Annotated in this window: 27 protein-coding genes, 1 pseudogene and 1 riboswitch; of the genes and pseudogenes, 8 read left to right on the top strand and 20 right to left on the bottom strand. The window is 56.8% G+C overall.

The window, feature by feature from the left end; genetic code table 11:
- Positions 1–4: 4 nt before the first annotated feature.
- From yqeK to ACI5FR_RS19930, 13 genes and pseudogenes are all read right to left on the bottom strand, one after another.
- Entirely contained in the window at positions 5–589 is a 585-nt protein-coding gene (yqeK, locus tag ACI5FR_RS19990) for a bis(5'-nucleosyl)-tetraphosphatase (symmetrical) YqeK (protein WP_405457511.1), read from the bottom strand.
- Positions 579–1,166 carry a nicotinate-nucleotide adenylyltransferase gene (locus ACI5FR_RS19985; protein ID WP_405457509.1) on the bottom strand — a complete coding sequence of 196 codons (588 nt, stop codon included), beginning with the start codon at positions 1,164–1,166 and terminating at the stop codon, positions 579–581. The genes yqeK and ACI5FR_RS19985 overlap by 11 nt, the downstream gene beginning before the upstream one ends.
- A 41-nt stretch (positions 1,167–1,207) precedes the next feature.
- Entirely contained in the window at positions 1,208–1,498 is a 291-nt protein-coding gene (gene yhbY, locus ACI5FR_RS19980; protein ID WP_405457507.1) for a ribosome assembly RNA-binding protein YhbY, read from the bottom strand.
- A gap of 43 nt (positions 1,499–1,541) precedes the next feature.
- Complete coding sequence (gene aroE, locus ACI5FR_RS19975; RefSeq protein WP_405457505.1) at positions 1,542–2,405, bottom strand: shikimate dehydrogenase; 864 nt, start codon at positions 2,403–2,405, stop codon at positions 1,542–1,544.
- A 34-nt stretch (positions 2,406–2,439) separates the two neighbouring features.
- Positions 2,440–3,552 (bottom strand): ribosome biogenesis GTPase YqeH, encoded by a 1,113-nt coding sequence (gene yqeH / locus ACI5FR_RS19970; RefSeq protein WP_405457553.1) that lies wholly within the window; start codon positions 3,550–3,552, stop codon positions 2,440–2,442.
- A 171-nt stretch (positions 3,553–3,723) separates the two neighbouring features.
- Positions 3,724–4,242 (bottom strand): YqeG family HAD IIIA-type phosphatase, encoded by a 519-nt coding sequence (locus ACI5FR_RS19965; protein WP_405457502.1) that lies wholly within the window; start codon positions 4,240–4,242, stop codon positions 3,724–3,726.
- A gap of 118 nt (positions 4,243–4,360) precedes the next feature.
- On the bottom strand, positions 4,361–6,574 hold the full coding sequence (locus tag ACI5FR_RS19960; protein WP_405457500.1) for a DUF4129 domain-containing transglutaminase family protein: 2,214 nt from the start codon (positions 6,572–6,574) through the stop codon (positions 4,361–4,363).
- A gap of 1 nt (position 6,575) precedes the next feature.
- On the bottom strand, positions 6,576–7,799 hold the full coding sequence (locus tag ACI5FR_RS19955) for a DUF58 domain-containing protein (RefSeq protein WP_405457498.1): 1,224 nt from the start codon (positions 7,797–7,799) through the stop codon (positions 6,576–6,578).
- Positions 7,800–7,825: 26 nt separating this feature from the next.
- Positions 7,826–8,785, bottom strand: coding sequence for an AAA family ATPase (locus tag ACI5FR_RS19950; protein ID WP_405457497.1), 960 nt, complete (start codon positions 8,783–8,785; stop codon positions 7,826–7,828).
- Positions 8,786–9,047: 262 nt separating this feature from the next.
- Positions 9,048–9,413, bottom strand: a complete 366-nt coding sequence (spoVAE, locus tag ACI5FR_RS19945) for a stage V sporulation protein AE (RefSeq protein ID WP_405457552.1) — start codon at positions 9,411–9,413, stop codon at positions 9,048–9,050.
- Positions 9,414–9,432: 19 nt separating this feature from the next.
- Positions 9,433–9,567, bottom strand: a pseudogene (locus ACI5FR_RS19940) (stage V sporulation protein AD); the annotation flags it as partial.
- A gap of 30 nt (positions 9,568–9,597) precedes the next feature.
- Positions 9,598–10,071, bottom strand: coding sequence for a stage V sporulation protein AC (spoVAC, locus tag ACI5FR_RS19935; RefSeq protein WP_405457496.1), 474 nt, complete (start codon positions 10,069–10,071; stop codon positions 9,598–9,600).
- A 280-nt stretch (positions 10,072–10,351) separates the two neighbouring features.
- Positions 10,352–11,620, bottom strand: coding sequence for an MGDG synthase family glycosyltransferase (locus tag ACI5FR_RS19930; protein ID WP_405457494.1), 1,269 nt, complete (start codon positions 11,618–11,620; stop codon positions 10,352–10,354).
- A gap of 593 nt (positions 11,621–12,213) precedes the next feature.
- Here ACI5FR_RS19930 and ACI5FR_RS19925 point away from each other — a divergent pair.
- Positions 12,214–13,299, top strand: a complete 1,086-nt coding sequence (locus tag ACI5FR_RS19925) for a bifunctional 3-deoxy-7-phosphoheptulonate synthase/chorismate mutase (RefSeq protein WP_405457493.1) — start codon at positions 12,214–12,216, stop codon at positions 13,297–13,299.
- Between the two features lie 101 nt (positions 13,300–13,400).
- On the opposite strand, the gene ACI5FR_RS19920 is transcribed toward ACI5FR_RS19925, so the two are convergent.
- Positions 13,401–13,907 (bottom strand): DinB family protein, encoded by a 507-nt coding sequence (locus ACI5FR_RS19920; protein WP_405457491.1) that lies wholly within the window; start codon positions 13,905–13,907, stop codon positions 13,401–13,403.
- 102 nt (positions 13,908–14,009) lie between these two features.
- Between ACI5FR_RS19920 and ACI5FR_RS19915 the strand changes: the two genes are divergently transcribed.
- The 3 genes from ACI5FR_RS19915 (at position 14,010) to ACI5FR_RS19905 (ending at position 16,269) form a co-directional block, all read left to right on the top strand.
- The gene (locus ACI5FR_RS19915; protein ID WP_405457490.1) at positions 14,010–14,957 is read left to right on the top strand and encodes a helix-turn-helix transcriptional regulator; all 948 of its coding nucleotides are present in this window, start codon (positions 14,010–14,012) and stop codon (positions 14,955–14,957) included.
- Positions 14,958–14,983: 26 nt separating this feature from the next.
- Positions 14,984–15,313, top strand: coding sequence for an ArsR/SmtB family transcription factor (locus tag ACI5FR_RS19910; protein ID WP_405457488.1), 330 nt, complete (start codon positions 14,984–14,986; stop codon positions 15,311–15,313).
- A gap of 182 nt (positions 15,314–15,495) precedes the next feature.
- Complete coding sequence (locus ACI5FR_RS19905; RefSeq protein WP_405457487.1) at positions 15,496–16,269, top strand: IclR family transcriptional regulator; 774 nt, start codon at positions 15,496–15,498, stop codon at positions 16,267–16,269.
- A gap of 1 nt (position 16,270) precedes the next feature.
- On the opposite strand, the gene ACI5FR_RS19900 is transcribed toward ACI5FR_RS19905, so the two are convergent.
- Positions 16,271–17,314 carry a Gfo/Idh/MocA family protein gene (locus ACI5FR_RS19900; RefSeq protein WP_405457486.1) on the bottom strand — a complete coding sequence of 348 codons (1,044 nt, stop codon included), beginning with the start codon at positions 17,312–17,314 and terminating at the stop codon, positions 16,271–16,273.
- A 539-nt stretch (positions 17,315–17,853) separates the two neighbouring features.
- Here ACI5FR_RS19900 and ACI5FR_RS19895 point away from each other — a divergent pair.
- Positions 17,854–18,531, top strand: a complete 678-nt coding sequence (locus ACI5FR_RS19895) for a hypothetical protein (protein ID WP_405457483.1) — start codon at positions 17,854–17,856, stop codon at positions 18,529–18,531.
- Positions 18,532–18,833: 302 nt separating this feature from the next.
- Here ACI5FR_RS19895 and ACI5FR_RS19890 read toward each other — a convergent pair whose 3' ends face one another.
- From ACI5FR_RS19890 to trmL, 4 genes are all read right to left on the bottom strand, one after another.
- On the bottom strand, positions 18,834–19,760 hold the full coding sequence (locus ACI5FR_RS19890; RefSeq protein ID WP_405457480.1) for an IS3 family transposase: 927 nt from the start codon (positions 19,758–19,760) through the stop codon (positions 18,834–18,836).
- An 11-nt stretch (positions 19,761–19,771) separates the two neighbouring features.
- Positions 19,772–20,095, bottom strand: coding sequence for a helix-turn-helix domain-containing protein (locus ACI5FR_RS19885; protein WP_405457477.1), 324 nt, complete (start codon positions 20,093–20,095; stop codon positions 19,772–19,774).
- Between the two features lie 486 nt (positions 20,096–20,581).
- On the bottom strand, positions 20,582–20,830 hold the full coding sequence (locus tag ACI5FR_RS19880; RefSeq protein WP_405457551.1) for an AbrB/MazE/SpoVT family DNA-binding domain-containing protein: 249 nt from the start codon (positions 20,828–20,830) through the stop codon (positions 20,582–20,584).
- A gap of 130 nt (positions 20,831–20,960) precedes the next feature.
- Positions 20,961–21,425: a tRNA (uridine(34)/cytosine(34)/5-carboxymethylaminomethyluridine(34)-2'-O)-methyltransferase TrmL gene (trmL, locus tag ACI5FR_RS19875; protein WP_405457475.1), complete on the bottom strand. Its 465-nt coding sequence runs from the start codon at positions 21,423–21,425 to the stop codon at positions 20,961–20,963.
- 161 nt (positions 21,426–21,586) lie between these two features.
- On the opposite strand from trmL, the gene ACI5FR_RS19870 reads away from it, so the two are divergent.
- Together ACI5FR_RS19870 and ACI5FR_RS19865 are read left to right on the top strand one after the other, a co-directional pair.
- A complete protein-coding gene (locus tag ACI5FR_RS19870; protein ID WP_405457472.1) occupies positions 21,587–22,303 on the top strand; it encodes a response regulator transcription factor in 717 nt (238 codons plus the stop codon).
- A gap of 191 nt (positions 22,304–22,494) precedes the next feature.
- A riboswitch (cyclic di-AMP (ydaO/yuaA leader) is annotated at positions 22,495–22,674 on the top strand.
- 9 nt (positions 22,675–22,683) lie between these two features.
- A complete protein-coding gene (locus ACI5FR_RS19865; protein ID WP_405457469.1) occupies positions 22,684–23,568 on the top strand; it encodes a 3D domain-containing protein in 885 nt (294 codons plus the stop codon).
- A 12-nt stretch (positions 23,569–23,580) separates the two neighbouring features.
- Here the strand turns inward: ACI5FR_RS19865 and ACI5FR_RS19860 are convergent, their stop codons facing one another.
- Positions 23,581–24,708, bottom strand: a complete 1,128-nt coding sequence (locus ACI5FR_RS19860; protein WP_405457467.1) for a polysaccharide deacetylase family protein — start codon at positions 24,706–24,708, stop codon at positions 23,581–23,583.
- A gap of 232 nt (positions 24,709–24,940) precedes the next feature.
- Between ACI5FR_RS19860 and ACI5FR_RS19855 the strand changes: the two genes are divergently transcribed.
- On the top strand, positions 24,941–25,393 hold the full coding sequence (locus ACI5FR_RS19855; protein WP_405457464.1) for a helix-turn-helix domain-containing protein: 453 nt from the start codon (positions 24,941–24,943) through the stop codon (positions 25,391–25,393).
- The last annotated feature ends 336 nt before the right edge of the window (positions 25,394–25,729 follow it).

Raw genomic sequence — 25,729 nt, 5'->3', positions numbered from 1 at the left:
CCAATCAACTCCTGTCTTGTCGGTTCCGCTTCAGCTCGTCGAGGAGCGCATTGCGCGCCTGCAGCGTCAGCGGATAAATTTTTTTACCCTTGTTCAGCAAAAACTGAATCGTCGAATCAAACCCGGCGAGCAGCGACTCGTCCAAGCTCACAACCGCGAGCTCCCGCATCCGGGCAACCTCGGGAAAATCCCGGCCCGGCTCGATATAGTCGGCCAGGCAGACGATCTTGTCCAGGAGCGTCATGCCCGCCCGGCCGGAAGTATGGTAGCGGATCGCATCCAGCACCTCCGGGACGTCAACGCCCAGCTCCGATCGGGCGATCTCCGCCGCGAGCGGTCCGTGGAGCAGCTGCGGGTCGTAATCCAGCACCTCATCCGGCAGCGAGAGGCGGCGGTACGTCTCGAGCTGCTGCTCGACCGGCCAATACTTGCAGTAATCGTGCAGCAGCGCCGCCAGATCGGCCCGCTCCGGGTCGCCGCCGTAACGGCGGGCGAGCTCTACCGCGCTCTGCCGCACCCCCTGCGTATGCTCCCAGCGCCGGGACGGCATCTGAGACCGGGTTCGCTCCACCAGCTCATCAAGCTTCATACAGCCTCCGCTCCTTTATATAGGCATACACCGCATCGTGCACCATATAGCGGACCGATCGGCCCGACCGGCTCCGTTCCCGGATGTCGGTCGAGGACAGCTCGATCTGTGGCATCACCGCGAGCCGCACCCCTTGCCGGATGAACGGCGGCAACCCGCTCATATCGAGCGAGTACCCCGGCCGCTGGAGCCCGATGAACGAGATGTTCCGCATAATCTCTTCGATCCGAACCCAATTCGGCAAATATTGCACCATGTCGGCTCCGACTATATAACAAAACCGCACGTTCGGATAACGGCGGCGCAATTGGTCTACCGTGTCTACGGTATAGGAGATGCCTTGGCGCTCGATCTCGATCAGCTCCAGCCGAAACCGTGGATGCCCGGCGATCGACAGCTTCAGCATGTCCACCCGCTGCTCCGTCGTGGCCTTGGGCGGATTCGGCTTGTGGGGCGGGACATTGGCCGGCATGAACCAGACCTCGTCCAGCCCCCCCTCCTCCAGCGCCCGCTCCGCCGCGAGCAAATGACCGAGATGCACCGGATCGAACGTGCCGCCCATAATTCCGACTAACATATGTTCATCCACTCCGATCGGACCCGCTGCGCAAAAACCGTTTAGGGCAGCTCGATTTGTTTATTGTTCACGGACGGCTTGTAGAGCACGATCGTACTGCCGATCGTCTGCACGACCTCCGACCCCGATTTGAGCGCCAGCTCGGCCGCGATCTGCTGCCTGTCTTCCGAGTTGTTGTTCAACACGGACACCTTCATCAGCTCGCGCAGCTCGATCGCTTCCTCGATATGGCGGATCAGATGATCGTTCACCCCGCCTTTGCCCACTTGAAAAATCGGATCCAGATGGTGCGCGAGCGAGCGCAAATACCGCTTTTGTTTGCCTGTCAGCATCATTCTTACCCTCAATTCTATGTTCTCTAGACTCTAACCTCATTCAGGATGAAGCATGAAGAGCGGCTTCCACCGTCTCCCGCATCGCGGCGACCGGCGCCGGAAGACCCGTCCAATACTCGAACGCATAGGCGCCTTGGTAGATGAACATCCCGAGTCCGCCGTGCGTCCGGGCCCCCCGGGCCTTCGCTTCCCGCAGCAGCCGCGTCTCGAGCGGATTGTACACGAGGTCGCTCACGGTGAGCCCCTCATGGAACCACGACGTGTCGATCAGCACCTCGTCCACATTGGGATGCATGCCGACGGATGTATTATGCACGATCAGATCGACCTCGCCGCGTATGTCGGCGATCTGCTCGTAGCCGATGCCGCTGGAGCTTGTCATGCCGCTCACTGTCGAGGCCAGCTGCTCCGCTTTGTCCACCGTCCGGTTCGCGATCCACATCGCGGACGCCCCCTCGCGGGCCAAAGCGTACGCCACGCCTCGGGCCGCTCCGCCCGCGCCGAGCATGAGCACGCGCTTCCCGCTCACGCGGAAGCCGGCTTCCTCCTGCAGAGAACGCACGTAGCCGATGCCGTCGGTGTTGTAGCCTTTCAGGTGACCATTGTCGTTCACGATCGTGTTCACCGCCCCGATAACACGGGCATGCTCATCGATCTCGTCCAGATACTCCATCACCTCGACCTTGTGCGGGATCGTCACGTTCACCCCGCGAAACTGCAGCGCGCGTATCCCCTCCACCGCGGCCTTGAGCTTCCCCGGCCCGACATGGAACGCCACGTAGGCCGCGTTCAGCCCTAGCTCCCGGAACGCCCGGTTATGCATAATCGGCGACTTCGAATGCTTGATCGGATCGCCGAATACGCCGTGAAGCACCGTCTGACTGTCCAATCTCCCCTGTTCCATCCCATTTTCTCCCGTTTCCCGCAGAAATATTTGCTTAAATCAGCGCGTCGCGCATGATCACTTTGACGCCTCGCGGAGCGTGGACCATCAGTTCGGCCCCTGTCATTCCGTTCACCTTGACCCACCCGAGGCCCGAGATGAGCACGTCCTTCTGAGCACCCTTCGGAATGCGGATGGCATGCTTCGTGAACGGCGGCAGCTTGTCGAGGTCCTCCTTCACCGGCGGTGCGAGCAGCTCCCCGCGATGCTCGCGGTACAGCTCGTCGGCACGCTCGAGCTTCGTCCGGTGAATCGACAGAGCGTTCGACATGTAGCAGGTGAACGACTGCCGCTCCCCCTTTACGAAATCGAGCCGGGCGAGCGCCCCGAAGAACAGACTCTGCTGTTCGTTCAGCTGGAAGACGGTAGGCTTGAGCGGTTTGTCCGGCAGCACCGCCTGCAGCTCGTGCTTCTGCACCAGCTCCGTCAACCGGCTGTCGTAGACGATGCCCGGGGTGTCGATGATCGATCGGCCGTCATCGAGCGGAATGTTCACGACGCCGAGCGTCGTGCCCGGGTAAGGCGAAGTCGTCAGCTCGGCCTCCAGGTCGCTGTAATCGCGGATGAGCCGGTTGATAAGCGTCGATTTGCCGACGTTCGTCGCCCCGACCACCGCCACGTCCCGGTTGCCGCGAAGCTCGCTCAGCGCCTCTACGACGCGGTCGAAGCCGATATTTTTGCGCGCGCTGCACAGCACGACCTTCGACGCCCAGATGCCATTCTGCTTCGCCTGCTTCTGCGCCCAGTTCAGCACCCGATTCGGATTGATCGCCTTCGGGAGCAGATCGATCTTGTTCACCACGAGCAGCACCGGGGTATTGCCTACGAAGCGGTGAAGCCCGCTGATCAGGCTGCCTTCAAAGTCGAACAAGTCCACAATATGCACGATGAGCGCATCCGATTTCCCGAGCTGGCTCAAGATCGCCAAAAAATCCGCCGGGTTAACCGTTGCGCTGGACATTTCGTTGTAATGTTTAATTCGGTAGCACCGCTGACACATAAGCGGCTCTCGGTCGCGCACGGCGGTCGGGATGTACCCGATCTTCTCCGGGTTGTCCGTCTGCAGCTTCACGCCGCAGCCCGAGCAAATCTCCCGCGCCAATGTCATCCTTGAGGCTTCATCCAAAGTAGAACTCCTCCTAAAGCGTTTCAAGCTCCCAAATCCATGCGTTTCTACGTCAAACTATACCATATCTGCCCGAAAAACCAAAGGGAGGGACAGGTACGGATTTCCACTCGCACCCTCCCTCCGCGCCGTAAAACGTCTTACCCGGGAGCGTTAATCCTCCCACTTCATGAGCCCGCGCCGGCGCATCCACGCCATCGCGACCCGCTCGATCCTGCGGTTGATCCGGGTGAAAAACCCTTCGTCCTTCGGCGAGATCGGCACGACCAGAATCGTGTGCAGGCCGAGCCGATTGCCGCCCAGCACGTCGGTCAGCATCTGGTCGCCGATGACGCACACCTGCTCCGGGTTCAGGCCCATCATCCGGATCGCTCGACGGAACGGGGCGTTCCCGGGCTTGCGCGCGGCCGAGATGTACGGGATCGACAGCGGATCCGAGAACCGCGACACCCGCAGCTCGTTGTTATTGGACACGATGACGACCTGGAAGCCCATCGCCGTGACCTTGCGAAGCCAGTTGGACAGCTCCGGCGTCGCCGACGGGTGCTTGGCCCCCACGAGCGTGTTGTCCAGATCCGTGATGATGCCTCTCACACCGGCCTGGCGCAACGCCTGCAAATCAATCTCGTAAATCGACCGCACACTGAGGCGGGGAATTAACTTGGTCAGCAACCGATCGTCACCTCGAACCGGAATTGTATAGGACAAACTATAGCACAGTCCCTGCAAAATAAGCAAAAGAAACCAATCCGCGACGGTTGGTTTCTTTTGCTGAACTCGCCTGCGGTCCTTACATGCTTTGCCGCAGCTTTTGCACCACGCGGGACATGTGATTCGCTTCTTCTTCCGTAATGAGGGCCCGGCTGTACTTCGCTTTCTCGAACAGTCCGAGCAGCGCTTCGAGATCGCCTCGCAGCCATTTGTCCCTCTGGATCCAGCGCTCCGTCATTTCCCGGGCGGTCTCATGCTCGACGCGAGCGTAGCCTTTTCTGCGAGCGAAGCGGAGCAGCCGTTCGAACTCCAGGACGACGCGCTGGTTCAAGTTCGGCGTGAAGCGTCCTCGCCGCACGAGTGGCAGCCAAACATTCCGTTTCAGGACCAGGAGGAATGCCGCCGCGATGGCGACCGCCACGCCTCCGGAGATCCAGCCGATCGTCTTGAACGACGGGCCGGCGGCCGGCGCCTCTTCTGGGACGAAGTCCGAAGGAAGCACAGGATCGGTCGACACGACCGGATCGGTCGGAGGCACGACGACCGGGATCGCGAAGCCGGATGTCGGCTCGAACGGAATCCAGCCGTAGCCTGGGAAGTATACCTCCGCCCAGGAGTGGGCGTCGGAGTTGCGTACCGTATACGTACCCGCTCCGTTCGGATCGAGTTCCATGATCTCGGGTCCGATGCCTTCGGTGATTTGATCGCTTACCCCCGAAGTGTATCCTTTGACCCAACGGGCCGGAATGCCGAGGATCCGCGTCATGACGACCATCGATGTCGAATAGTAGTCGCAATAGCCTTCCTTGATCTCGAACAGGAAGCGGTCGACGAAATCCCGGCTCCGGCCCTTGCTCAGGTCCGGCGTGTTCGTATACTTGAACGATGTCGACAAGTACTGCTCGAGCAGCTTGACCTTGTCGTAGAGCGTGGCCCCGTTCTTCGTAACGTCGAGGGTCAAGTCGCGAACCCGCTGCGGAATCGTATCCGGCAACGCCAAGTATTCGTCCAGCGCACGGTTGTTCGGGTCCAGCTGCACCTTGCGCAGCTCGGTCTCGTCGACGACCGGCACCTTGGAGACGATCGTATACGATTCCGGATACGCCTGCCGGTTCTTCTCGTCCCAGCGCAGCTCTTCCATGCGGGATGCCCATTGTACCGGCGTATAGTTCGTGCTCGCGCCGTTATTGATCGCGGTTACTTGATCGATGCTGAACGCTCCGAACAACACGGGGTACTTCTCTTCCTTGTTCAGCATCGTAACCGTCTGCACCACATCCACCGTCTTCAGGCTGCCGACGTTCAAGCGGCTGTCCTGCTGCAGCCCGGTCTCCGGCGTCACTGCGGACACGGGGGCTTTCGATTCGGCGTCGCTCTTCACCCAGCCCTTCCCGGTGTAAAGCGAACGCGTCTCGCCCCGCCAGTAGCCGCGATGCGTCGTGGTAACGGTCATAACCGGCGAATAGTCGAATTCAAAGTTGTTCCCGAGCGTTGAGTCGTTTCGGCTGTAACCCGAGGTAGAATCCCCTAAAGAGAGAGCCCCCGTGCCTAACCCTTTGTTGAAAAACGCCACTTCCTCGCCTTGCCAATTTTTCCATAGCGTGTACGGATCCTTCAGAACCGCTCCCACGTTAGGAGCCAGTGTCCCGAGGAAGACGACGAGCGACACGAGGAACACGATCGGCACTGCGACGCCAAGCGGATTCTCGGCCAAATTCGACCAGCCCGCCGGGTTTTTCTTTTGCAGGTTCGCGAAGTGGTGCACGATCAGCAGGAACAGTCCGCACAAGATGGTCATCGCCGCCTGAGGCCATAGCAGGATGACGCTGTAGGAGTCCTTGATCGCGAAGAACAGCACCGTCACCGTCATCAGGATGAAGATGCGCCACTTGGCTTGCACCCACCATTTGGTCACCCAAAACGCGAGCCAGGTGAACAAGCTAAACCAGAAGTAAGGCAGCAGCTGGGAGGCGTTCATGTCGAACCAATCGAGGAATCCGGTCCAGGAAGAGAAGCTGCCGCCTATGTATTCATAGCCTAGCTGGGCTTCCAGGATGTAGATCATAAGCCCCAGTTGGATCGCGATGCGGAGCCAGGTATTGAGTCTGGGAAACAGTTCGATAAAAAATGTGCATAAGAGCGTCAACTTCACGATCGAGATCGTCTCAGGGAGCCACAGCTGGTCTTCCTTCGAGATCCACAAGAGGAATTGGAGCAAATACAAACCGACAAAAAAGGCGCTTAACCGTTCATACCAGTGGTTCAAGACGAGGGATCGCAGCAAGTTTTTCATCTCAAGCACGCCCCCCCAGCCCTTGCGCCAAATCGTCCAATGCGGCGATCGAATAGCCCATATAGCCTTTCGTATGCAGCTGCTTCCTCCATGCTTCCTGCACGGCGGCCGGCTGCTCGGCGCTGATCCACATGTGGCACGGGTTCATCTGCCGATTGTCGATCCAGGACAATGCCGAGAGGAGCGGCTCTCCGTAGACCGGCGTCACGATCGTGAAGAACACGCCCGGCGCGAATTGCCGGCTGCTGTTCTTGAGCACTTCCATCAACCCGTGCGTCGAGTCCGGCTCCACGTCGATGAGGTGATTGCTGATCTGCTTGTTCTGCGTGCTGCTGAGCCGCGGCTCGAAAATCTGCGTTTCCTTCCCGATGGAGACGAGCCCCAGCGCCAAATCTTTGCGTGTGCCGTAATCCAGCAAGGAGGCGGCAACCGATACCGCAAGCTCGAAATGCTCCTTGTCCTTGTAATGCTTCAAATTGCGGTCCAGCAAAACGATCGTCTTCGGCAGCGACTCCCGCTCGAACTCCTTGGACTTCCATGTGCCGGTCTTCGCTGTCGCGTTCCAGTGAATCCGGGACAGCCGGTCGCCGTAGATATACTCCCTGACGCCGTTGATCTGCGTCGTCTCCCGGTGGGAACGGGTCGTAGCCGAGTGATGGTGCACGCCGCGGAACAGCTGGTGCAGCTGCTTCCATTCCCGGATATGGATCTTGCGGGGAAGCACGCCGAACGAATACGGCATCTCCATCGTGCCCTTCGATTCGAACAAGCCGAAGATGTCCTCGGTGGAGCAAGCGGTCGATCCGAAATGATAGAAGCCGCGGCGAAGCGGAGGCGTCCGGTAGGAGATCTCGCCCTTGCGCTTCCAATCGGGGATGAGGAACGACTCGAACATCATCTCTTCCCCGCCTCTTCGGATGAGCCGGTCCTTGATCGAGACGTACGGAATGGGCCAGAAGCCCGGAATTTGCACTTGAATCTGCACGGCCAGCGTGGAGCCCGCTTCGTGCACCGGCTCGTGGCTCGTATTCAGCAGCTGCCGCTCGCCCTGCGTCTTGGCGATGCCGCTCCAGCGGATAAGCGCCAAGTATAGGCAGAGCACGGATACGATGATGAACACCATGAATGCGAGCTTGCCCCCCTGGAACAGCAGGTAGAACAAGCTGAAGACGAAGCAGAGCGAGACCCCCCAGAACCGGGGGGAGTATTTCAGCGATTGAATCATCCCAGTTCACCTCGTTTGGCGGCGAGTCATTTTTCGATGCGGACGGGTACCCGGACTTGCGAGAAAATCGATTCGAATACGGATTCGATCGTTTTGCCCTCGATGCGGGCTTCGGAGTGAAGAATGATGCGGTGGCTGAGCACGAACGGCACCAGCGTCTTAATGTCGTCGGGAATGACGTAGTCTCTTCCCTGGATATAAGCGTACGCCTTGGCCGCCTGCATCAGCGACAAGGTCGCGCGCGGGCTGGCCCCGAGGAACACGGAGGCGTGGTCGCGGGTTTTGCGCGTCAGCGACACGACATAATCGGCCACGGCGTCATCGACATGGACATCCCGAACACGGGCCTGCATGGACTGGATGCGTTCCACGTCGGTAACCGGCTCGAGCTGCTCCACCGGATGCGCGCTCGCCTGCGAGAACAGCATGCGCTTCTCGGTGTCATGATCCGGGTAGCCGAGCCCGAATTTCATCATGAACCGGTCGAGCTGCGCCTCCGGCAGCACGTATGTGCCCTCGAAGTCGATCGGGTTCTGCGTCGCCATGAGCAGGAACGGCGTCGGCAGCGGATGCGCTTCGCCGTCGACGGTCACGTGCCGCTCCTCCATCGCTTCCAGCAACGCGGATTGCGTCTTCGTCGTGGCGCGGTTGATCTCGTCCGCGAGCAGGAAGTTCGTCTGCACCGGTCCCGGCCGGAACATGAACTCCTCGTTTTTCGGATGGAAAATGGACACGCCGGTGATATCCGTAGGAAGCAGATCGGGGTTGCATTGAATGCGGCGGAATTGACCGCTTATCGATTTGGCCAGTGCTTTGATCAGCACGGTTTTGCCCGTACCGGGCACGTCTTCCAGCAGCACATGGCCGCCAGCCAGCAGCGCGGTCAGCAGAAGTCCGATTTCTTGATCTTTGCCTAAAATGCAGGAGCTTAAATTGGCTTGAATTGCTTCTAACAGCCGTACGTCTTCACTAAACCGTGCATCCATTAAAATCTGCTCCTCCTTTAGGTCCATCAGCCGAATATAGGCGGTTGTCTATCGATGCATACAAGGGTGTTAATTCTATATTACAGGAATTGAAAAATCCCGTATAGTAGCCGTCCTTACAGAAATATTTGTATAATTCAGCCTATTGAAATCGGATTGAATAGGAGATGGGTCGAAAGACATGCCAAAAACCTCTGAAGCGGATCCTTCAGAGGTTGTCATGGGGCATATATTCAGTTGTTCAATGTCCGGTGAAAGGAGCTCAGCCCTTCGGCCGGGCCACGACCGCCGCGAGGAAAGAGAATATGATCGCGGCGGATACGCCGGCGCTCGTCACGTCGAAAATTCCGGTGATGATCCCGATCCACCCGTGCAGCTCGTACTCCTGCAGCGCCCCGTGTACGAGTGCGTTCCCGAAGCTCGTGATCGGCACGGTGGCGCCCGCTCCGGCGAACTCGATGAACCGGTCGTACAAGCTTTTCCCGTTCACATTGATCCCGTCCACGATCGCTCCCAACACGACGAGCGTGCTCATCGTGTGCGCCGGGGTCAGCTTGACCACGTCGAACAGAAGCTGCCCGAGGACGCAAATTGCGCCGCCTATCACAAACGCCCACACATATTGCATGTAATCCATCTTCGCCATACCCCCCGCTCTCTAACGCTACCGCATGCGCAATGCACGGAATGCTCTCGCCTTGCTGGAAGGACAGCGGCGACAGCAGCGCTCCGGTCGCGACGACCAGCACGCGCTTCAGCTCGCCCTTCTTCAACCTCTTCAAACCCACGTTACGTGCTCCTTCAGCATCCGGTCATCCTCCCAGGTCGAGCAGCATATGTACGATGCCGACAAAGAACGCCGCCACCGTCCCGAAGACGATCACCGAGCCGGCCAGTTTGAACATGTTGCCTCCGACGCCCAGCACGAGACCTTCGCTCTTGTGCTCGATAGCGGCGGAGCTCATGGAGTTGGCGAAGCCCGTGACCGGTACCGCCGACCCGGCGCCCGCCCATTGGGCGAATTTGTCGTACACGCCGAACGACGTCAGGATAACCGAGATCAGGATGAGCACGGCGACCGTCGGGTTGCCCGCGGTCTTCTCCGTGAAATCGAATTGATGGATGAACAGCTCCATGAGGCACTGCCCCACCAAACAAATGAGGCCCCCCGCGAAGAAGGCGCGGATACAATTCATCAGCACCGGCCGGGGCGGCTCTTTCGCTTTGGCGAGCTGCTGGTACTTTTGCTGAACCGGCGTCATCTTCTTCTTTTGTTGATTTGTCATTCGTGTCAACTCCTACAGCGTTTGTCAAAAACGCACTTCGATAGCACTCGCTTCTAGCGCCTTGTGTGGATAGCATTCGCAACATCGCGTATCCTTATCCACGGCAAACAGCCGCACCCGCTTCGAGGAAGCGGTGCGGCTCACGAAGGAACCTCTCGTTACAGCAGCAAAACGAGTATAAGCGCCAGCAGGGTAAACAGGGTTAATACGATAATCCATTCCGTAGGGGAGATCCTGACCATGAATTTCGGGCTCCTATCTCGCGTGATGGGTTCTTAGCCTATCCTATTCGCGAGAACGGGCGGGCTGCACGGACAGACGCCCATTTTTGCTTGAGGAACTCCGGCAAAAGTTTGGAGCCCCGTCTCGACCAGGCGATGGCGATGGCGCCCGTGTCCGACGGCGCCGTGTAAGGATCGGCCTGCACGAAAGCCATCTGAAGCGCCGCCTTGCCGGCGGAATGGCGCTGATCGAGCCGGCTCGCGCGATTCCGCATCTCGTCGAGCTGCTCCGGCGCTTCGAGCAGCGCGCTTAGCTTCCGCGCGAGATCGAGCTCGCCTTCCGCCCTGACGGCAACGCCCGCCTTCGTCAAGTACCGGGCGTTGTCCTCCTCCTGGCCGGGGAGCGCCCGGTACAAGAGCATCGGCAGCCGCATAGCGATCGCCTCCGACGTGCTGAGCCCGCCGGGCTTCGTCACGATCAAATCGGCGAGCGCCATGTATTCGTCGATGCACTCGACGAAGCCGAGCGGAACGATGCGGTGGCGGCTCGAGCGGGAAGCGCGGGTCATCTGCTCCATCCGCCGCGTATTGTGCCCGCAGCAGATGACGAGCTGCAGCCGCTGGGTCACGGCTTCGCTCTCGAGCGCCGCCAGCAGGTGCTTGTCGATGATGCCGCAGCCTCCGCCCATTAGCAGGATCGTGGGCATGTCCGCCCGCAGTCCGTGTTTGTGCCGAAGCAGCTCCCGCTCCGGATCGTGCCCGAACCGGCTGCGGATTGGGATGCCGGTCACGGTGATGCGCGTGGACGGGACGCCCTTCCTCCGCAGCAGACGGCCGACCCGTTCCGAGCCGACCAAGTAGCGATCGGTATACGGATGCACCCAATAGCTGTGGTCCGTATGGTCGGTAATAACGGTGACTGTCGGGACATCCGTCAATCCCCGCTGCTTCAGCGCCGACATGGCGCCCGCGGCGAGCGGGAACGTGCTGACCACGAGCGTAGGCCGCGTCTCCTCCAGGAGCTGCTGCATGCGCGGAATGCCGAAGCGGGTCAGGAAGTGCATCCCGCGGGCGATCATCCCGGGCCGCCGGGTCTGCTCGAACAGGAAGCCGTAGACCGACGGTAGGGCGGCCACCCCCTTTACGAATAACGTACGGCCCAGCTCATGCGTATACGGGTGCATCCATTCCATATAGTCAACAACTTGAACGGAGGCGTTCGGATAGCTCTGCCCGTAGGCTTCCTGCAGCGCCAGCGCGGCCTGGCGGTGTCCTTCCCCATAGCGTCCAGTCAAGATCAAGATACGTTGGTGTTCCATGCGTTCCATCTTCGCCACTCCTCTATTCCTGTTTCCTCGTAACCTCGCAGTTTGTTTCTGATACTTTTACTATACGCAAGGACCTCTCGATCGAAAACCGACTTCAGGTCGTTCGTCGGCTGGACCTTGGTCCAGCCCGTAACCCCGTCCCGAGATCAAAAAAATGGGCTTGACACGGATAAGCTCTCTCCCCTAAAGTAAGAGTCATTATACGTACGCAAGCACAATGACGGAGAAAAGTAAGCATGCCGGAACTGACTCGCCCCCTGTTAGGCGTCAGTTCGGCCTGATGTCCTTATCAGGGACGGCGCGTCAGCGACTGAGAGCGCGCCGAAGGAAACAGCAGCCGAAGTTCGCTCCCGAGTGGATTCTTGAACGCCTGCCGCGCATGCCGCAGGTATGTAGAGGTGATCCGGCCGCACGCCGTTACCGTGCTCCAAGCGAGATGCGCATTTCCACGGCCCGGGCATAGCTCACGGCCGCTTACGGAAGCAGCGCTCTAATTAGGGTGGTACCGCGGTTCCCCGTCCCTTTCCGGACGAGGGACCTTTTTTGTTGTCCGAGGAATTCAAAAAATAACGGGAAGAAGGAGTGGACTGACGATGAGCAACAACGAATTGGACGCCTTGCGCGGAGAATTGGATCAGATCAATAAGGAGCTGCTGCAGCTGTTTTGCCGAAGAGGCCAGATCGCGCAGCAGATCGGCGTCGTCAAAGAAACGCAAGGCGTCCCGAAGTACGATCCGGTTCGGGAGCGGCAAATGCTCGACGCCTTGGTGGAGATGAACACAGGCCCGTTCGATGAAGCGACGATCAGGCATCTGTTCAAACAAATTTTCAAAGCTTCGCTGGATTTGCAGCAGCAAGACCGGAAAAAGCATTTGCTGGTCAGCCGCAAGCGGCAAACGGAGGATACGGTCGTGAACGCGAAGGGGGTCACGGTCGGCGGAGGCGCGCACTTGATGGTGGCGGGACCGTGCTCGGTGGAAAGCTATGAGCAGGTACGAACGGTAGCGGCAGCTCTTAAAGCGTCGGGGGTGCAGGTCATCCGAGGCGGCGCCTATAAGCCAAGAACGTCTCCGTACGATTTTCAGGGGCTGGGTGTCGAAGGGTTGAAAATTCTGAAAGAAGTCGCCGACGAATTCGGCCTTGTCACGATCAGCGAAATCGTGAATCCCGCCCATATCGAGCTGGCGGAGCAATATATCGACGTCATTCAAATCGGCGCGCGCAATATGCAAAATTTCGAGCTGCTGAAAGCCGCCGGCGAAGCCCGCATCCCGGTCTTGCTGAAGCGGGGCATCGCCGCGACGATGGAGGAATTCCTCATGGCGGCGGAATACGTCGTCTCGCGAGGCAATACGCAAGTGATGCTGATCGAGCGCGGCATCCGGACTTATGAGAAGTGGACGCGCAATACGCTCGACATCTCCGCCGTCCCGATCCTGAAACAGGAGAGCCACTTGCCGGTGCTCGTCGACGTCAGCCATTCCACCGGGCGCAAGGACATCGTACTGCCATGTGCCAAGGCTGCTCTAGCCGCCGGAGCCGACGGCATTATGATCGAAGTACATCCGGATCCTCCGACCGCCCTCTCTGATGCGGAGCAGCAGCTTACGATACCACAGTTCGAATCGTTCTTCGCCCAGCTGAAGCAATCGGGCTTGTACAACAGCCGTGTTCAATAGAATGTAAGTCTGCTATGCGACCACGCGGAACCTGCCGGGACCCTCGCGTTCCAGGCGAAGGATAAGCTCCGGAATAAGGTTCCGCGCGTATAGGCACAGGCTTAACCGTACAAATCAAACATCGTGACGGAGTAGCCGAGCTGCTTCAAATATTGGAACAGCTGGGCGCGATGGTGCTGGGCGTGCGTGACGATCTCGATCAGCCACTTCGCCTGAGCCGTCGGGTGATCGATGTAGAACGGCGTGGTAGTCCGGTGCAGGAACGTTTCGTCATCCAAAGCTTCCATATATTCGGTCACTTCCTGCAGCCCGGCGGCCATCCGCGCCGCAAGGGACGTTTTGTCTCTGTCAGCGGCTATGTCCGATTCCAATCGGCGGATATCCGGCTCGGCATGCTCCTTCAGAATGAGCAGGTCCGTCGAAGGAACGGATACGAGATGATCGACCAGCTCGCGCAGCGACCGCATGTTTGGGTGCGGCTTGAACGCCCAATCTTCCTCTTTAATAGAACCAATAAGCTTGGAGCTCGTTCGTACGATTTGCCCAAGTTCCTCGAACAGCATTTGCTTCATTAGCTGCACGCCTGTCATTTGGTTTTTTTCAGCCATTTCGTCCCTCCACGCATCATAATGAATCTTCCACTTGCTTCGTTCCCATTATAGCTTATAATAGTGACAAGTCCTGTCATAATTAACAGATGGAGTTGCGCCATGTCCAAATCGAAGCGGCTGATGGAGCTCATGATGGCCGTCAACCGTAAACGCAAGTTCACTGTCAAGGAGCTTGCCCAAGAATTCGGGGTGTCATCGAGGACGATCCTGCGCGATCTGCAAGAGCTGGGTGAGCTGGGCGTTCCGCTCTACTCCGAGGTCGGGCCGCACGGCGGCTACCAGATTTTGAAGGAACGCATCCTGCCCCCGATCGCGTTCACCGAAGAGGAAGCGGTCGCGATTTTTTTCGCCAGCCATGCGTTGCGCCATTATGCCAGCCTTCCGTTCGAGATGGAAGCCGCGTCGGCCTTAAACAAATTCTACTCCTTCATGCCTTCCGACGTTCGAGAGCGCATCGATCAAATGCGCAACCGCGTGGACTTTTTCTCACCGACCCGGCCGCTGGAGTCACCCTACTTGCCCGTCCTACTTGAGGCGGCCCTGCGGCAAAAGGTGCTTCGCGTCGACTATGCATCGCGGGAGGGCACGACGAGCCGCGACATTCAGCCGGTAGGCATCTACGCGAGCCATGGCCTCTGGTATTGCCCGGCCTACTGCTTCCTGCGCGGCGAAGTGCGTCTGTTCCGCTGCGACCGGTTCCGCTCGGTAGACGAGCAGGCGGCGACGGAGCAGCCGATCGATCTGCGTCATGTGGATCTTACGAATCGGGGCTCGCATAACCGGGTGTCGCAGGAGTATATTAGTATACATGTGGAATTAACCAAGGAAGGCGCCGAGCGATGTATGGCGGAACTGTGGCCGTCGCCCAAGCTCCACTTGCGCAGTGATGGAACCGGTCTCCTGGACGGTCCGGTGCCGAAGAACGATTTGGACTTTTTCGCCGTCTTTTTTATCGGGTTGGGTGTTGCCGCGAAGGTGCTTCAACCGTTAGAATTGATAGAACGGATACGAACAAAGCTGTCGGATATGACGGCTCATTATATTTAAGCTTGTTTGCTGGAGGTAGTTGTGCGATGTATAAAACAATGAGCGCTTTAGCGGAACCTCACCGGATGTCCATCATGCAGCTTTTGCGCGACGGGCCCAGGCCCGTAGGGGAAATCGCCGACCGGCTTAGGCTGCATCAGCCGCAGGTGTCGAAGCACCTTCGCGTGCTGAGCGACGCCGGCTTGGTCGAGATGAACCCCGCCGCGAACCGCCGGATCTACAAGCTGCGGCCTCAGCCGCTGCAGGAGCTGGACAAGTGGCTTGACCCGTTCCGCAAGATGTGGGAGGAGCGCTTCGACCGGCTGGATGAGTACTTGCAGGAGCTGCAGAAGAAGGACTCGTCTCAACACCATTGATCGGATTGTTTCGAACAGGCAAGAGCCGGCTCCCTCGCCGGCTCTTCTTCGTTGCCGCTCCATCCGAAGCGTTAACCTTCGATTGATTCGCGGTGTCGTTTTATGTTTAAATTAGATCAGCATTCTTCAAACAACGGTTCGGTATAGAAAAAATCTATTTATTCTGAGAAGGGGTTTCCATCTTGAAACCAAATCGATACAATGTGCCGGCTCTAGAGAAAGGACTGCTCATCATCGAGACGCTGGCCCGAAGCGATCAGCCGCTCGGCATTACCGACCTGTACGCACTCTGCGGGTTGCCCAAGTCCTCGGTCTTCATGATTCTGTCCACGCTCGAAGATTTGAAATTCGTCGAGAAGCTAAGCGGCGACAAGTACAAGCTGACGCTCAAGTTGTACAACCTGGGCGAGCTCATCCTGAACAAGCTCGATATACGCGCGGTCGCCCATCCCTACATGGAGCAGGTGGCTGCGAAGCTCGGCTCAACGGTGCATCTCGCCCAACTCGAGTTCGGCAAGGCCGTCTATATCGACAAGGTGAACGGACCCGGCTTCGTCCAGTTCTCGAGCAAGATCGGCCTCGCTTGGTCGCTGCATACGTCCGCCGTGGGCAAGGCGCTCGCCGCTTATTTGCCGGAGAAGGAGCTCGACCGCATCCTGGAAGTGCACGGCATGGAGTCCATCACCCCGAACACGATCACCGAGCCGGCCGCATTGAAGGCGTCGCTCGAGAAGGTTCGGGTGAACGGCTACTCGGTCGAGGACGAGGAGGGCGAGCTCGGAATACGCTGCATCGGGGCTCCAATCCGGGACAGCAAAGGCGAAGTCGTCGCCGCTATCAGCGTCACCGCCCTCAAGCACGACCTCCCCTCCGACAAATTCGGGGAAGTGGGCGCCTACATCGCGGATGTAGCCATGGAGATCTCCCGAGGCATCGGTTACTCGGCGAATGGCTGAGCTATAGGTTCCAATAAGGCCTGAGGTCAATCTTCAGGCCTTTTTCCGCGCTCTCCACCGCCCCTAACACCATGGCAATGCTCTTCAAATTGTCCCGCGCATCTGTCTCCGCAGGACGCCCCTCCTGCAACGCGGCGAACATCTCGTCCAAACACCCGGTATGCCTTTCGCGACCCCTCCACAGATTGTTAGCTTCGATTCGTACATGTTCCCGCAGAAAGCCAGATTGATCGGTCCCGATACCCGGAGCCACGATTTCCGCGTATGGCTCGCCGGTACCGTCCCAGATCGCCGTCCCGTGCGCTCCGGTAATTCGCCATGAAGCCTCCCAAGAGGTCGGTGCTCCCTCTGCGCACCACGATCCGCGGTAGCAAAATATCGAGCCGTCCGACATCTCGAAAATGCAGACGGCGGCCGCCGCGCCCGCGTACCAGGAGCCGGGCGGATTGAACGGCTGGCAGTACACGGACACCGGGTCCGCTCCTCCGATGAACCGGGCTTGATCGAACGTATGGATCGCCATGTCTACGATCAGCGGGTGCTCCATCGCCTCGCGGAACCCGCCGAAGTGCGGCGCCAGGAAGAAGTCGGCGCCGATGTATCCGACCGGCCCGATTGCCCCATCGTCAAACAGTCCTTGAAGCGATCGAATGTGGCCGTTGTAGCGCCGGTTCTGCATGATCGAGAGCCTGCGTCCGGCTCTATCCGCCGTACGGACCAGCTCATGCGCCTCTTCACGCGAGACGGCCATCGGCTTCTCGGCGAAGACGTGACAACCCGCCTGCAGCGCGGTTCGACTGACGTCGAACCGGCTGTCCGGGACCGTGATGTCGAACGCGACATTCGCACCGGTTTCGGCGATCGCCATTGCGACATCGGGATATATTCCGCATGTAAGACCGTGCCGCTCCGCCATGCGCTCCGCATTCTCCTTGGAGATGTCGACTAGCGCGACGATCTCACTGTCTTCGCGCGTTAGCGCATACCCGACCCAGGCGTGAGCCATGTTCCCGCACCCAACGACGACGATACGAAACCGTTTCATATTCCCGTCCCTCCTGCTCATTTCCTGAATGTCCCTTAGGGTCATCTTGCTTGATAATTAGGGAGGCGTCAAGGTGTTTCGTTAAGGCACTCTTCGCGAACAAAGAACCCGTCAAACTCGGATGGGTGCGTTCGACGGACGCGAATGAAGAGAAGCGGAGCGCATGAAGGGTATAGGAACATGCTGGCTTCTGAGATGAGGTTGAGTGAGAAGTGACGGCAAAATCCTACCCGATTTGGTCGCGTTGCTGACGCCGCAGCCAATTCTAGTACGTCTGCCCTGGCTGGGACCCGTTAATGAAATCCGGCATTTGGCGTAAATGCTGTCACCCCCCATCACAGCTATCTTCCAGCTAGTTCGTTCCATATTTTTTTCTCTGATAACTGCTCGATCTGCATGTATACGCTACATCTGCAGGAATCTACTGGAAAATAATTGAATGATAGGTTATAATAGCAACCAAGACGAAGAACGTCCCGAATAAACGCTGTGTAGCGGCGTGTTTGGGGCGTTTTTTATTTTTATAAGGAGGTTTTTATTTGTCATTCGAGGAGCAGCATAAAGCTTTTATTGAAGGGCATTTGCAAAAAAGGACGGGTGAACGCCGCAGCAGACTGGAACGGGGGCATCGGCACGCAGAGATTTTGTTCTTACGCCAGATCTGGTGGCTCTTGGTTGGACATTTCGAGAATTTGCACCCGGAGTATGAAGTGATGGATTGGCGGGGTAGATCATACTTCGCGGATTTCGCCTGGCTGCCGCTGAACGGCCTGGTTAAGCTGTTGATCGAAATCAAGGGATTCAACACCCATGTCCGCGACATGGATCGCCCCAAGTATTCCAATGAGCTCAACCGGGAAACGTTCCTACACGCCATGGGCTACCACGTGATTTCTTTCGCCTACGACGATGTGGAGCAGCGGCCGGAGCTCTGTATCGCTCTGCTCCGCATGGTGCTCGCTCGTTACCAGTCGAGCCCTCCTCCCGTCTCCCGCGCCCAGCTGGCCGAAAAGGAGCTGATCCGACTGGCCATCACCATCGCTCGGCCCATACGCCGGATGGATGTGGTGAAGCATTTCGACATCGACGCCAAAACGGCGGGATTGATGCTCGCGAAGCTGTGCGACAAAGGTTGGTTAGTTTCGGCCGAACGAGGCAAGAGAGAGCGTATTCTGAACTACGAGCTCGCGCACGGGGTGTTGAATTACTTCAATTAACGAGGTTATGGGATTACGAGGGCTATCGCTCCAACGGAGGGAGGGAAAACCTCGGGAAAACCTCCCCCACTTTACAAGTAAGGAGGGCGAAATCGGCTCGGCCCCTTAATTTTGGAGTCATGTTGTGAATTACTCGGTTTGTCGTAGTATTCCTTTTTTTTGCAGGGAGCACGCCCCCTGCACCCCGTCACTCGGCGTGTGCCGTCCCCGGCCAAATGGGCCGGAGGATTGTAAAAAAGTGTTGGATGGTATCCTCACTCCGTCAAGGCTAAAGTAAACCGCTCTGCGGGCCTTGACGGGCTTCATACAGCGATTTTAATCTCTGGCAATTTATCTGCTTTCCATGCTTCGTGGAATTGAACAGGACTCATTCGCTTTAAGCTGCCATGAAAGCGTCTTTGGTTGTAAAACTCGATGTATTGATGGACGGCCTGGTACGCTTCTTCAAAGGTGTTAAACTCTTCTCTTGAGAACAAGTCCCACTCAATGTTGCTGTGGAAGGATTCAATGTAAGCATTCAGGTTTGGTGTTTTGGGCGGGATCCGCTCGTGAATGAGCGGGTTTTGCTCATCTTCCAGACACAGTTCACCAAACCGATTGCTCAAAAATTGAGGTCCATTGTCTGTACGCAGGACAGGCTTCTCTTCTCCAGGTTGTATTCGCGCCAGTAACGCTCGCTTCACGGCTGCACAAACGTCTTTAGCATCACAACTTGAGCCAACATGGTAACCTACAATCGCTCGGTCAAACACATCAATGATGTCGAATAGAAAGAAAAAGCTATCGTACCCTGCTACATATCCGTATTTAATGTCCATTTGCCATAGCTGGTTCGGTCCTGTAACGACTCGGTTTTTGGGTAAGCGCCGAGGATACTTAAACTTCTTCTTCCGCTGCGTATGCAGGAGGCCTAACTTCTTACAAAGTCGGTAGGCCTTCTTATGGTTCAAAAGGAGTCCCTTTTGCATGTACAACGCATGAGCAAGGTTTCGGTACCCATAGCCTTGTTCTTCGCCTTCGACGAGTTCCATTAGCCATTCTTCGATCTGGGCGTCGCTGATCTTTTTACCGTCTTTCGTCAGGGAATACTCAGGGAACGGGCGACCGGCAGAAATCGTTTTTTCTCTGCGACCGCGCCGCTCTAATTTCCGTTTCTTTCGTGCATAGTAAGTCGATTCGTTCACGCCGACCAAGCGCAACACGAGTGCTGCAGCAAAGCCCCGCTTCATGTATTTGTCGGCTATTTCGAGTCTTTCTTGTAAGCGGGGTTGCTCTTTTTTACGAGGTCACGGAGAATCTCAATTTCGAGATCTTTTTCTCCAATCATTTTTACCGCTTTTTCGTACTTATCTTCTAGTTCTTGAAGGCGCTTAGAGTCATCGATTCGTTCGTTCACGGAAGGAATAGCCTCGGCTCCGTATTTTTGTTTATATTGACTCACCCAATTGTAAATCGTTTTTGGGGAAACATTGTACTTTCGAGCTAAGAACCCAGCTCTTGTTCCGCTAAGTGCTTCTTGTGCAACTTTCATTCGCATTTCTTCATAGATCGTTGGGTTTTTCATGATCATCAGCCCCCTTCACCAATAGTGTAATTCATTTCACTATGATGACTCCATTCCAATTATGGGGCTTTGAAGAAAAGACCGAAAGAGAGGGAGATTTTCCCTTTCATCGAAGCAAAAGGCACCGTTTCATCGGAAAAAGAAGGAGGTTTTCCCTCTGCAACAGTCTCCGCAAGGCCTGGCTCCAATAAGGAGCGATTTCCAACCCCCAGTCACACGACTTTTTCGGCTTATCCCGCCTAGCGTCTCGGATCCTGACAAGTAACTCGACTTTCTCGGCCTAAGCTCGCTTATCCCGTCCAGTAACACGAGATGTCGGCACTGTCCATCCTCCCCCTGTGAAGCCGTCTTTAAAAACAAGAGACGTGCCCTCGCCCTGTCCGGACGAAGCACGTCTCTTTCCTTGTATCGTCTATTCTTTTGCGCGAGTCTGGGGTGTAGGGTGTTTCGCTCGTCATTCCGCTGGGATCCGCAAGATCAAGTCGCTTAAGCTCGAATCTGGGCCATTTCCCCCATGCAGCCTTCGCAAATGTGCTTCTCGCGGTATTCGGTAACGCCGTTCATTTCTCCGCAAAACACACATTTCGGGCGATACCGCTCCAGCAAAATTTGATCCCCGGCAACCAAAATTTCCACAGGGTCGCCTTCATTCATTTTGTAACGTTTCCTTAACGACTTCGGTAAAACAATTCTGCCTAGTTGATCTACTTTGCGTACGACTCCGGCAGGCCTCATCATACTTCCCCCTCCCCAGGATCCTCAAGAAAGCTCGAAATTACAATGATAATCATTCGCTGTGCACGATGAAAAATCCTTCTAAAGACTCATTCACAAAGGGGAATCTTTTGAAATTCTACGCGAAAAATCAATGTAAGCCGAGAAAGCCGTTCTGCCGAAGCCCCTCGAACAGCACGATGGCCGCCGAGTTGGATAAATTCAGCGACCGGACGGCATCCGTCATCGGCATCCGAATGCATGTCTCGCGGTTCGCCTCGATCAGCTCCGGCGGAAGCCCCTTGGTCTCCTTGCCGAATACGAAGAAATCGCCGTCCCGGTACTCAAACTCGGTATAGAGACGGGTCGCCTTGGTAGTCGCATAGAAATAGCGAGCATCTGGAAACTTCGCCTGCAGCTCCTGGAAAGAGTCATAGTAATCGATCTTGACGGAATGCCAGTAATCGAGTCCCGCCCGTTTGAGCGTCTTGTCATCGGTTTGGAATCCGAGCGGCCGCACCAAGTGCAGGTATGTTCCCGTAGCCGCGCAAGTGCGGGATATGTTGCCGGTATTGGCCGGTATCTCCGGCTCGACTAGGACGATATGAAAAGCCAATGCGTTCACCTCGCGTTTCATTATACAACAAATTTGCCGCGATTTTTAACACCCGCTTTACGAATGATTAATATCGGCATGACGTTGCCGGGCGATAATGGAGCTAATCTTAACGTTAGGGTACCACCTGCGACCCAGACTGTGACATAAAGGAGACGATGATGATGAAAAAACGAATCCTTGTCGTTGATGACGAACCCTCGATCTCCATGCTGATTGAATTCAATCTGAAGCTGGTCGGATATGAGGTGCAATGTGTGTTTGACGGGGAGGCGGTCTTCGACGTGCTGCCCCAGTTTCGCCCGGATCTGATCGTGCTCGATCTGATGCTGCCCAAGCTGGACGGCATCCAAGTGTGCCGGAGGCTGCGCAGCCAAGGCAATCTCGTCCCGATCATCATGCTGACCGCCCTGCAGGACTTGTCGGATAAGATCACCGGTCTCGACAACGGCGCGGACGATTATATGACGAAGCCATTCAGTCCGCAGGAGCTCGTCTCCCGGATCCAGGCGATTCTGAGACGCCTCCACACGCTGCCGGCCAATACGGAGGAGACGATCGAGATCGGCCCCCTCGAGCTGCGCCCCGCGCAGCGGGAAGTGTTCTTGCACGGCAATCCGATCGAGCTGACGCCGAAGGAATTCGAGCTGCTCTCGTTCCTGTGCCAACACCGGGGCAAGGTGCTCAGCCGACAACAGCTGCTGCACGGGGTTTGGGACTACCATTTCCTCGGAGACACGCGCATCGTGGACGTCCACATCAGCCATCTGCGCGACAAAATCGAGAAAAACGCCCGCACGCCCGAATACATCATTACGATTCGCAATGTGGGCTACAAGCTGCTGGAGCCGCCTGTCAAAAAAGAGTCGTTTGCTTAAAGGGCATTTCTACCATCAAATCTAGACACTCGAAACCCCGTAAAACTTTGCTCAGCGCTAAGAAATTAGCGCTTTTTTGTTTGCTTTCCGGCGCCCTCGAGAATTACAAATGCTTACAAACTAAAGCGTTTACATAAACAATTACCAAATTTTTAGGGTTTTTCCCTACTGTTGTCGTATGTTAGCCTGTTAACTAAGCACGGCCGAGACTTTCTTTCCAGTTCATGGATGGAAAGTGCGGGGGACGCAGGATTGTACGAACGAATCAGGATGGAGTTCGTTCGTTTGGGGTGAATCGTTCACGAAAACGTAGGGTTGTATCCTCAGCCCAAACCCGACAGCTAACCTCGTAGGCATCAACACAAAAGGAGCGATGTACATTGAAAAGCAAGCTTTTCAGCAGAACGATGGTTACCATCGCACTGGGTGCGCTCTGTGTCGGCGGGACGACCGTCTTCGCGGAAAGCCTAGTTTCGAAGCTGAATCCGGATGAGGAGAAGTCCCCTGCAGCGGAAGCAACGCTCCGCGCCACCACGAGCGCCGATTCCCAAAATGGGATAAGCCTGATTTCTTCCGAACCGATCCACTTCGACCTGCTGGCAGGTTGGGACCTGCAGCGCCCGCAACTGATCGACACGATCGCGAAGAACGAAGCGGCGGCGGCTAGGGCGGCAGCTCAGACCGCGGCGGCTCAAGCCTCGATCGCGGCGGCAGCGGCACAAGCTGCAGCAGCGGCGGCACCACAGGCAACGCCTGCACCCGCAACTGCGCCGGCAGCTACGCCTGCGGCGAAGCAAGCGCCGATCGTGAACAAAGCCAAAACGGCAGCAGCTGCGGCAAAAGCGAAGCCTGCGGCAAGCGCTCCGGCGCAAACGATGGCGGCGGCCGATACACAGGCGGCACAAGCCGGACAAGCCGTTCAGGATCACCAAGGCAAATCGTACACGTTTAAGAAAGTGCTGAATGTAACCGCTTCGGCCTACTCCGACGCGCCGGAAGAAAACGGCGGCTACGGTGGACTCGACTATTACGGGAACGCGCTGAAGCTGGGTACGATCGCGGTGGATCCGAAAGTCATCCCGCTCGGTTCGAGCGTCTTGATCAAGGGATACAGCTTTAACGGCCTGCCTCAGACGCTCGTCGCCAAAGCTACCGACATCGGCGGAGCGATCCAAGGCAACCGGATCGATATTTTCATCCCCGGGTCCAAATCGTTCGTGAACTCCTTCGGGCTGCAAAAGGTTCAAGTGTACGTGTTGAACTAAGGAACGTTGTACCTACATTTGCTTGGATAGCTTCAATAATTGCGGGACGGTTACGAGTTCGTAGCCGTCCGCTTTTATTTTGGAAATCACCGTCGAGAGCGCCGCTACGGTGCCGGACAAATTTTGCTTGTCTCCCCCTGCGGAATGCTGCAGCACAATCGCGCCCCCCCTGGCATGGCTTATGATGTTGTGCGAGACTTGATCGGCCGAGAGACCTTTCCAGTCCAAGGAATCGATATTCCAATTCACGATTACATACCGGTTCGAGCCCGTCCACTGCAGCTGCTCCTCCGTAATCTCACCGTAGGGAGGGCGAATCAGCTTCGGGGTATAGCCGATTTGGGCCTGGAGGATCGCGGAGGTTCGATCGATCTGCTGCTTGTACTCCTCTACCGACAACTTGGTGAACAACGGATGGCTGTAGGAATGGTTGCCGATTACATGGCCTTCCTGCACGATTCGCTGCACGATATTTGGGTTCGCCTCGGCGCGTTTCCCCAGTAAGAAGAACGTCGCTTTGACCTGATGCGCCTTCAGCACATCCAGAATTTGCGGCGTATACAGCTGGTCCGGGCCATCGTCGAACGTAAGGGCAATGCGCTTGACCCCGGGCTGGCCGTTCACTTTGAAGATGTCGGAATATTTGTGCCTCAGCTCGCCCAATGTAAGCTTTCGCTTAGCCTGCTGCTCCTGCTGCCGCTGCACGGGGATGGCAGGCTTTTTGCTTTTGACGGAGGCGGCCGGCGACGTCGGTGTCTGCGTCGGCGCGGGAGCCGGAACCGGGGCCGCCGCCTGAAGCGGCGAAGCCGGGTCCGTTGTCGCGGCGGGGGCCGGTATGGGGCTGGCCGGGTCGGATTGCCCGACGATAAACCGATATTGCTTCGCAGGCGTCGAGAATTGAACACGGCCGCTAAGGCCGGCGTCCCCGGCGCTTCCTGCGCTTCCGGTGCTTCCGCTCAGCTCCTGCTGCTCCTGGCTCGGCTGCAAGATCCCGGGCGGGTCTTGCGAGGCCGACTTGGACGTCGAACCGGCCGAACAAGCGCTCAGGACGAGCGCGATCGTCCAGACGGCAGCCCCGGCAATTCGCCTGCCCGATGACAGTCCCCGATCTTGTCCCTTGCTACGATAGCCTCGCCTCATCACACGCACTCCCCACACATTTTTCCCTAGTATGTGCAGGAATTCGGATTGGCACTCCGTTGATGATTCGAATTTAAACGCGACCAGCAGGGAGCCCGGAATTTTTGCTGCAATGGGGAGAAAGCCTGGATGCAACCTGAGATTGCGGGCCGCTCGCAACCAAAGCGAGCTTTACTTTTGCATACGGTCCGACCACAATGGACTTATCCAATGCAGAAAGGCAGCTGGTCCTATGATCTTTGGGGAGAAGTTGAAAACGGAAAGAAAGAAGATGGGCTGGTCTCAAGACGAATTGGCCGAGAGGCTGTTTGTAACCCGGCAATCGGTTTCGAAATGGGAGAACGGTCAAAACTACCCGAGTATTGAGATTATTATGAAAATAAGCGATCTATTCGGTTTAACGATCGATGAGTTACTGAGAAGCGACGAGGAGTTGACGAAGAAAGTGATCAGAGACAGCCGACAATTGGCCTATCCGAAATTAAAGTTTGCGTTCGATGTGTTATTTCTGGTCGGTCTAGTCTTGTTGGTGATCAAACTAGTCGTTCTGATTCTGAACAAAACAGCAGGGCTGGACATTACGTTGTACGGGGGGAAGGTTCTTTGGAATTTCGGACCTTTATTGCTGATGCTGGGCGGAGGTATCGGTTCCGGCATTCTGAAAGATAAGTTTAAACAAAGTTAATATGGGATAAACCTGCTGGGTCAGGTCACTTCATACGTCCTTGGTCGTGACGGTCAGTTAGGCGCGTGGGACGGGCAGGCAGGATGGATTCCGACCAGCGAATGGATCGTACGCGTTGTCCATCTTGATAATCGATGTTTACTAATAAGCATAGTACCCTAACAGGTTAGGGCATGTTTGGAACGTTTAGAGTCGAATAGTAAACCCACCTTGTGTTATTAGTAATGTGTGCTTTACAAATAACAGAAGATAGCCTTACAAAACGGCGAAAACCGCCAAAATGGCGTGAAAATAGTCAGGGTACCCGTGTTAATTGTAAACTTAGGCTTACATTCG

Source organism: Paenibacillus sp. HJGM_3 (genome assembly GCF_045062745.1).
Classification (GTDB): Bacteria; Bacillota; Bacilli; order Paenibacillales; family NBRC-103111; genus Paenibacillus_AA.
The sequence above is the reverse complement of the archived record's forward strand: the minus strand, read 5'-3'. Positions and strand labels throughout refer to the sequence as shown.

Coding starts and splice junctions, on each gene's coding strand:
- yqeK (WP_405457511.1), bottom strand. CDS start 589: ATGAAGCTTGATGAGCTGGTGGAGCGAACCCGGTCTCAGATGCCGTCC.
- ACI5FR_RS19985 (WP_405457509.1), bottom strand. CDS start 1,166: ATGTTAGTCGGAATTATGGGCGGCACGTTCGATCCGGTGCATCTCGGT.
- yhbY (WP_405457507.1), bottom strand. CDS start 1,498: ATGCTGACAGGCAAACAAAAGCGGTATTTGCGCTCGCTCGCGCACCAT.
- aroE (WP_405457505.1), bottom strand. CDS start 2,405: ATGGAACAGGGGAGATTGGACAGTCAGACGGTGCTTCACGGCGTATTC.
- yqeH (WP_405457553.1), bottom strand. CDS start 3,552: ATGACATTGGCGCGGGAGATTTGCTCGGGCTGCGGCGTGAAGCTGCAG.
- ACI5FR_RS19960 (WP_405457500.1), bottom strand. CDS start 6,574: ATGAAAAACTTGCTGCGATCCCTCGTCTTGAACCACTGGTATGAACGG.
- ACI5FR_RS19955 (WP_405457498.1), bottom strand. CDS start 7,799: ATGATTCAATCGCTGAAATACTCCCCCCGGTTCTGGGGGGTCTCGCTC.
- ACI5FR_RS19950 (WP_405457497.1), bottom strand. CDS start 8,785: ATGGATGCACGGTTTAGTGAAGACGTACGGCTGTTAGAAGCAATTCAA.
- spoVAE (WP_405457552.1), bottom strand. CDS start 9,413: ATGCAATATGTGTGGGCGTTTGTGATAGGCGGCGCAATTTGCGTCCTC.
- spoVAC (WP_405457496.1), bottom strand. CDS start 10,071: ATGACAAATCAACAAAAGAAGAAGATGACGCCGGTTCAGCAAAAGTAC.
- ACI5FR_RS19930 (WP_405457494.1), bottom strand. CDS start 11,620: ATGGAACGCATGGAACACCAACGTATCTTGATCTTGACTGGACGCTAT.
- ACI5FR_RS19925 (WP_405457493.1), top strand. CDS start 12,214: ATGAGCAACAACGAATTGGACGCCTTGCGCGGAGAATTGGATCAGATC.
- ACI5FR_RS19920 (WP_405457491.1), bottom strand. CDS start 13,907: ATGGCTGAAAAAAACCAAATGACAGGCGTGCAGCTAATGAAGCAAATG.
- ACI5FR_RS19915 (WP_405457490.1), top strand. CDS start 14,010: ATGTCCAAATCGAAGCGGCTGATGGAGCTCATGATGGCCGTCAACCGT.
- ACI5FR_RS19910 (WP_405457488.1), top strand. CDS start 14,984: ATGTATAAAACAATGAGCGCTTTAGCGGAACCTCACCGGATGTCCATC.
- ACI5FR_RS19900 (WP_405457486.1), bottom strand. CDS start 17,314: ATGAAACGGTTTCGTATCGTCGTCGTTGGGTGCGGGAACATGGCTCAC.
- ACI5FR_RS19890 (WP_405457480.1), bottom strand. CDS start 19,760: ATGAAGCGGGGCTTTGCTGCAGCACTCGTGTTGCGCTTGGTCGGCGTG.
- ACI5FR_RS19885 (WP_405457477.1), bottom strand. CDS start 20,095: ATGAAAAACCCAACGATCTATGAAGAAATGCGAATGAAAGTTGCACAA.
- ACI5FR_RS19880 (WP_405457551.1), bottom strand. CDS start 20,830: ATGAGGCCTGCCGGAGTCGTACGCAAAGTAGATCAACTAGGCAGAATT.
- ACI5FR_RS19870 (WP_405457472.1), top strand. CDS start 21,587: ATGATGAAAAAACGAATCCTTGTCGTTGATGACGAACCCTCGATCTCC.
- ACI5FR_RS19860 (WP_405457467.1), bottom strand. CDS start 24,708: ATGAGGCGAGGCTATCGTAGCAAGGGACAAGATCGGGGACTGTCATCG.
- ACI5FR_RS19855 (WP_405457464.1), top strand. CDS start 24,941: ATGATCTTTGGGGAGAAGTTGAAAACGGAAAGAAAGAAGATGGGCTGG.